Source organism: Streptomyces sp. SPB074 (assembly GCF_000154905.1).
Classification (GTDB): Bacteria; Actinomycetota; Actinomycetes; order Streptomycetales; family Streptomycetaceae; genus Streptomyces.
On the sequence record NZ_GG770539.1, the window covers coordinates 3,600,126 to 3,605,666 of the forward strand.

The following is a 5,541-nucleotide window of genomic DNA, read 5'->3' on the forward strand; positions in this document are numbered from 1 at the left end:
GGGTGCGCCTCGGCCCCGTCGTGGCGGGTCCCGAACGCTGGGCGCCGCTCGTGGCCCCGTACGACCTCGCCCGCCTCGGCGCGCTGCTCCACGCGATGGACCGCGTCCCGGGCGCCCTGCGCTTCCACGGCAGCGGCGGCTACCTCGTGCTGCCGCCCTCGCGCACGGGGGCCGGGACGACGGGCTGGGCGCGCGGCCCCCTGCCGGAGGCGGAGCCGGTCGGCGGGGCGGGAGCCCCGGAGGACGCGGGTACGGAGGGCGCGGGCGTACGGGGCGGGATGGCCCGCCCGTGGCTGCCGGAGGTCGGGACGCTGCTCGGGCCGATCGTGGAGACGCTCACCCGGCCGGGGGTCAACGCGCCGGAGTTCTGAGGGGTGCGGGGGAGCCGTGCGGCCGAGTCGTCCGGCTGAGCCGCGCGGCTTGGTCGTGCTGCGGCGCGGTGGTGCTCCGCGTGCGGGCGCGCGTGGCCTGCGGGGCGTGGGGCTTGCAGGGCCGTGGGGGGTGCCGGGCGGCGGGGACGGGGCTCGTGGGCCGACCGGGCTCACGAGCCGTGGGGCCCGGGCTCGCGGAGCGGCGGGGCCGGGTGGTGTCTCGGTGACCCGCTTCCGGACGCCGAGGTCCGGACATGGAAGGGCCCGGTTGCTGGCGACGGGGGATGCACCAGCAACCGGGCTAGTTGAACGGTAACAAGAGATCGCCGGTTCGCAAATTCGGTCTCATCCGTTCGGGCCCGGTCTCAAGCGGACTCCTAGCCTCCGTGTGACCGGGCTCACGCGAGCGCGCGCGGCGGACCGGCGCCGGGCCTCAGTTGAGGGTGACCTGGCGGTTGGTGAGACCGGCGCGGGCGCGGCGCTCCTCGGCGGTGAGCGGCGCCGTCGCGGCGAGGGCCGTCTCCAGGCGCTCGGCGAAGGCGGCGGCGGGCTTCTCGGTGTCCGCCGCGCTCATCGTGCCCGGCAGGTCCCAGACCGGCACCGTCAGCCCGTGCGCGCGGAAGGAGCCGACGAGCCGTGTGCCCTCGCCGAGCGAGGACTCACCGGCGGCGTGGAGCCGCGCGAGCGCGTCGAGCAGCCGCTCCTCGGGCACGGTCGAGACCCACCGCAGGTGGTTCTTCTCCGGCACCTCGCACCAGTACGCGGCATCGACCCCGCTCAGCCGCACCGTCGGCACCGCCGCCGCGTCGGCCCGCTCCAGCGAGGCCGTGACCTCGGCGGAGGCGTTCTCCGCCTCGCCCTCGGGCAGCCAGAAGGCGAAACCCTCGTGCACCTCGGGAACGAAGGGCGCGTCCAGGTCCAGCAGGTCCTGGAGGCGGGGCCCGTCCACGGGCGCGCGACGCGCCTCGACCGGATTGCCCGGCTCGGTCGCGAGCGCGCGGCGCAGCGTGTCGGCGAGGTCGCGGCTCAGGTCGCCCGAAGCGGTGTCGTTCTGGAGACCGAGCAGGACGGTGCCGTCCTCGCGGCGCAGCGCGGGCCAGGCCATCGGCAGCACGGTCGCGAGCGTCACGGCGGGCACGCCCTCCGGCAGCCCTCCCGCGAGGTGGAGCGGCACGGTCGCGGCCGGTACGAGTTCCCGCAGCGCGACCCAGTCAGCCTCACCGGGCAGCCCCTCGAACGGGCGGCTGACGAGCTCCGTCGCCGCCTGCGCGGCGGCCCGCCCGTGACACGCCTTGTACCGGCGGCCCGAACCGCACGGGCAGGGCTCCCGGGCCCCGACCACCGGCACCTCACCGCCCGCGAACGCGGTGCTCGCCTTGCCCTTGGACTGCGGGCGCTTCTTGGCCATCGTCGGTGTTCTCCCGTCACGGCTCGGCAGGTACGGCGGCGAGCCTAACGCCTCGCACCTTTCCGCCCGCACGCACTCGAACGGGTGAACGGAAGGGGGTGGGGGGAACGGGGAGGCGGAGCCGGGGGCGGCGCGCGAGGGCGTGCCACGGCACGCGGAGCCGGTCAGGATGCGGGCGGCGGAGGGCGCCGGGGGTGCCCGAGCGGGCACGGAAGGGGGCGGGTGCGGGCGGGGACGGCCGGGACCCGGCTTGTGCGGGCGGCCACGCGGGGTCGAGGGTCCGTCCGCGCCCGGCCTTTGGCGGCGGCCCCTGCCCGGACCTTGCGGAGGCGGCTCGGCCCCGCTTCCGGTCTCGGCAGGCGGCCTCCGCACGGCCCCTGCGGACGTGGCTCGGTCTCGCTCTCAGCCCTGCGGGCGGCCCGCTTCCCGCCCCTGCGGACGCGGCTTCATGCCTGGCGCGCCGGCACTCGGCGCGGGCTCTCGTTCACTCCGGCGCGGCCACGTCCCGAGTGCACCCCCGCCGGGCGCGACCTCATCAGGGCGCACCCCTCTCCGGGGCGCGATTTGCTCCCGGGCGCGCCCCTCTCCGCGCTCAGCCGCCCCCTCGGTTCAGCTCGCGCCGCCGAAGCGCGGCGTTCCGTACGACGAGCCGCCGAGGCGCCCGCCACCGAGGCCACCGCCGCGCCCGAAGCCCCTGCCGCGCCCGAATCCGCTGCCGCCGTTCCGGCCGCCGCCGTTCCCCGCGCGATCCCGGCCGCCGTCCTCGGCGGGCTCCGGCTCGGGGTCCCCGAAACCGGGCCCCTCGAAGCCGGTCTCCTCGAACCCGCTTTCGTCGAGGCCCAGGCCGGCGAGGCCAGGGACCGCCGTCGCGCCGGTGACCCGGCTCGCGAAGTCCTCGGCGCGGTGGTCGCCGGGCGAGAGCGTGGCCCAGACCGTGACCTCACCGTGGGGATCGTCCCTGACGCCCCACTTCTCCGCGAGAGCCGTCACGATGCCGAGCCCCCGGCCGCCGTGCGCGCTCACCGACGGGGTCGAGGGGACGGGCCGGGTGGGCCCCCCGCCGTCCGTGACCTCGACGGTCAGCCGGCCGCCGGGCGTCACCTCCCAGGCCGCGAGGACGTCACCCTCCTCGAACTCCTCCGGGCCCGGCCGTACCGTCTCCTCGGGCAGCGGTCTGCCGTGCCGGCAGGCGTTGCTGAGGAGTTCGGAGAGGACAAGGATCGCGTCGTCGATGACCTGGTCCGGCACTCCGTGCCCGGCCAGCTCGTCCCGCAGCCGATGCCGTGCCGTGCGTACGCCCGATGGGCCGTGCGGTACGGCCATGCTCGACGTCGCGGGCACTTCCTGTGCGACCAACGTTGCCACCCCCGGAACCTCCTTCACCCCCACGCCAGGGAGTCAATGCCCTCCCGGACTGGACCGGAAACCGGCCAACCCCCACCGTCCTGAGGCATTCGCTCCGCACGCCACGCAGCGAACGCGCCGGAGCACTCCGCGTACATGACAGCCCGCCCCCGGAGGTGGCGACGGGAGCGGACGGACGGTGCCAGGTGGTTCCGCGCCGGGTTCCGGGCCCACGCCCGCCGCGCGTTCCACCCCCGGTGTGCTGCGAACATTCCCCGGTCATATGCACGGGGCCCTCACCTGCGGACCCCTGCCCGGATCGGTCGCGCGGGCCGTCCGGCGGCACGGCGGCCCGCCCCGCCCCGTACCGGGCAGGCCCGCACCCCGTACCCGCCCAAATCCCCCACCCGCCCCGGCCGCAAGGCGTTTTCCAGCCGCCACGCGAACCTCCGGTCGGCCGCCGCCGCGCCCCGTGCCGCCGTGCGGGCCTCCGGTCCGCTTCCCCCGCGCGCCCCGTGCCGCCACGACACGTACGGCCGCCCCGGCCACCCCGCTTCGTCGCTCCGCACCCGCGCGCCGCGCCTGGGGGTCCGTCGCGCGCCCTCCCGGCCCCGGACCCCGTGCGGCGCGCCCGCCCGGACTACCGCCCCAGTTGCTCCAGCACCGCCCGGGGCCGGTTCGTGATGACCGCGTCCACGCCCAGGCGTACGCACAGGTCCACGTCCGCCGGATTGTTGACCGTCCAGACGTGCACCGGGTGCCCCGCCTCCTGCATCCGCGCGACGTACGCGGGGTGGTTGCGGACGAGACGGATGCTCGGCCCCGCGATCCGCACCCCGGGGGGCAGCCGCCCCTCGCGGTGCCGGGGCGAGGCGAACTGGGTGAGGTGGACGGTCGGCAGGAGCGGCGCGAGCGCCCGTACCCGGTGCAGCGAGCGCGCCGAGAAGCTCATGACCCGGACGGGTGAGGGGGCGGGGCGGTAGAGGTCTCCCGCGCTCCCGCCGTCCTCGGCGACCCCTGTCTTGCCGGTGAGGCCGAAGCGTTCGAGCAGATGGATGAGACGCTCCTCCACCTGTCCGGCCCAGCGGGTCGGGTGCTTCGTCTCGACGGCGAGTTCGAGGCGCCGTCCCGAGGCATTCGTGTCGACCAGCAGTTCGAGCAGGCGTTCGAGGGTGAGGACGGAGGTGGTCTCCGGGTCCCAGTCCGGGGACTCCTCCGCCTCGTCGCGGCCCTTCCAGGAGCCGAAGTCGAGCGCGGCGAGTTCGGCGAGTTCGAGCGCCGAGACGGCGCCGCGCCCGTTCGACGTGCGGTTGACCCGCCGGTCGTGGACGCAGACGAGGTGCCCGTCCGCGGTGAGGCGGACGTCGCACTCCAAGGCGTCGGCGCCCTCCTCGATGGCCCGCGCGTAGGCCGCGAGCGTGTGTTCGGGCGCGGCCTCGGAGGCCCCGCGGTGGGCGACGACCTGGGGGGTGTGCTGTCGAGCGTCGGTCACGCCGCCATGCTCGCACCGCACCCCCCACCCCCGCGCGGCACACGCGGCGGGCGGAGGCCGCTCCGCCCCCCTCCCGCTTCCCGCGCCCGCGTCCCTCCCCATCCCATTCCCTGCACCTCCTTCCCGCGCCGCCGCCCCGAGCCCGCGTCCCTTCCCAATCCCCGCCTCTCTCCTTCCCGCCCCGCCCCCTCCTCCCGCTTCTCCCTCCTTCCGCTCCCTTCTCCCGCTCCCCCGCCCGGCCCGCGCTCCCGGAAGGCCCTGTCCGCCCGGTGTCCACCCCGTGTACGAGGGGTGTACGGGCCCTGTGCGGGGTCTGAGCGGGGGCGCGCGCCGGGGGCGTGCGGGGGTGTTTGATGGGGGCGTACGGGTACACGAACGGAGTCTCCGGAGCGCACTCCAGTCGGGTTTCCCCCAGGAAATCCGACGCGCCGACAGCTGTGCGCGCGGTGATGATCGACATGACGCGTACACACAGGGTCGGCTTACAGTGCCCTGACGTGCGGTGGGAAAAGCTGACCGCAGCAGGACGATCGTGCGCAACGATCGGAAGGACGTACCGGCGCTCCGGCGCCGGGGCGGGTGGACGGACGCCGCGAGGCTGCCGTGCACCCACTCGTGGGACCCGTAACGACCGTGGGACCGCCGTGACCGAGGAGACTGAGCCCGTGAGCACCGAGAACGAGGGCAACGAGGTACCCCCCGCCCCGTCCGCACCTCCCGCTGCGGCCGAGGGCTCGGAGCGGCGAGCGGAGACCGCCGCCGGCGACCGTACGGGCCCGGCCGAGCCGAGCGACGCGGCGCCCCCAGCCCGCGAGACGGACCGCACCATGGCCTTCGACAAGCCGGCCACCCCGCCGGAGCGGCCCGCCGGCGGGGCGACGCCCGAGGCCCCCGCCGCCGCGGAGCCGCCCACGATGCCCGGACAC

3 protein-coding genes and 2 pseudogenes are annotated in these 5,541 nt (G+C 76.4%); 2 read left to right on the forward strand and 3 right to left on the reverse strand.

Annotated elements, in window-relative coordinates:
- Positions 1–371, forward strand: a pseudogene (locus SSBG_RS14845) (DNA primase); the annotation flags it as partial.
- Positions 372–804: 433 nt separating this feature from the next.
- Here the strand turns inward: SSBG_RS14845 and SSBG_RS14850 are convergent.
- From SSBG_RS14850 to SSBG_RS14860, 3 genes are all read right to left on the reverse strand, one after another.
- Positions 805–1,779, reverse strand: a complete 975-nt coding sequence (locus SSBG_RS14850; protein ID WP_008746929.1) for a DUF5926 family protein — start codon at positions 1,777–1,779, stop codon at positions 805–807.
- A gap of 609 nt (positions 1,780–2,388) precedes the next feature.
- Positions 2,389–3,144 carry an ATP-binding protein gene (locus tag SSBG_RS35800; RefSeq protein ID WP_008746930.1) on the reverse strand — a complete coding sequence of 252 codons (756 nt, stop codon included), beginning with the start codon at positions 3,142–3,144 and terminating at the stop codon, positions 2,389–2,391.
- Between the two features lie 619 nt (positions 3,145–3,763).
- On the reverse strand, positions 3,764–4,615 hold the full coding sequence (locus tag SSBG_RS14860; RefSeq protein WP_008746931.1) for a glycerophosphodiester phosphodiesterase family protein: 852 nt from the start codon (positions 4,613–4,615) through the stop codon (positions 3,764–3,766).
- A 665-nt stretch (positions 4,616–5,280) separates the two neighbouring features.
- On the opposite strand from SSBG_RS14860, the pseudogene SSBG_RS14865 reads away from it, so the two are divergent.
- Positions 5,281–5,541 (forward strand): annotated as a pseudogene (locus tag SSBG_RS14865) (protease); the annotation flags it as partial.

Bases quoted from the DNA above. Each gene is read 5' to 3' on its own strand.
- SSBG_RS14850 (WP_008746929.1), bottom strand. From the start codon at position 1,779: ATGGCCAAGAAGCGCCCGCAGTCCAAGGGCAAGGCGAGCACCGCGTTC.